The following is a 937-nucleotide window of genomic DNA, read 5'->3' on the forward strand; positions in this document are numbered from 1 at the left end:
CTGGTAGTGCGCCTTCATCGTGGGATCCCAACGCACGGCCGAGAGCGTGGCCATGTAGAGCGCAACACGAACGGGGGCACGACCGCCACGGATCCGTCGTTTGCCTTGGCCTTGTCCGCTGTCGCGGTTCATCGGGGCAACTCCGGTGAGCTTGGCGATCTGTCTGCGGTCGAGGTGTCCAAGCTCGGGCAGCAGCGCGAGGACGGTGGCCTGGAACACGGGCCCCAGACCCTTGCTTGATCGCAACGCCGGGGTGGAGTGTTCGTTGATCAGGGCCTTCATCGTCTTCTCGACCGCGGCAAGCTCCCGGACCAGGGCGGCAATGGTGCGGGCTGCAAGCTTGCGGACGGAAGCAGGCGCCATCGCCGCCTGCTGCTTCTGGGCTTGGAGCAGGACCACCACCTGGCCGCGGCGGCGCAGCCAATCGCGCAGCTCGCGCTGCCAGGGCGGCGGTGCGACGTAGGGCCGGAGGCGGTCGGCGAACAGTCGGGCCATGAGCGCCAGGATACGGGCGTCGATGTCGTCGGTCTTGGCCAGCACGCCGGCGGCATTGGCAAAGGCGCGAGCCTGCCGCGGGTTGACCCGGGCGATCCACAGGCCGGCATCGCAGCATGCCTCGAGCAGTGGCTCTTCGTAGCCGCCGGTGGCTTCGACCACGATCCGCGTGGCCCCGAGTGCCCGCAGGCGCTTGACCAGCTTGGCAATGCCGGCACGGTTGTTGGTGAATCCAACCACGCTTGGCTTCCCGTCCACGGCCAGATCCAGACTGGCCTTGCATACATCGATCCCCGCTGCCGTCATCTCGGTTCTCCGCTACAGTTGGTTGGCCGAGAGCATCGCGCCTGAGGCCCACGCTTATCAGTTCGAGGGAAACCTCGATCAACTGTTCGGGCGCAGGGCGCGAGATCCGGCGTGCGGCCCCTGCTGAATTACGGTG

At 67.1% G+C, this 937-nt stretch carries 1 protein-coding gene; it reads right to left on the reverse strand.

Annotated elements, in window-relative coordinates; all coding sequences use genetic code 11:
• A partial coding sequence (locus ACW7GZ_RS14895) for an IS110 family transposase (RefSeq protein ID WP_457010057.1) occupies positions 1-801 on the reverse strand: 801 nt, incomplete at its 3' end.
• Positions 802-937: the final 136 nt, after the last annotated feature.

Source organism: Luteimonas sp. A537 (assembly GCF_054052065.1).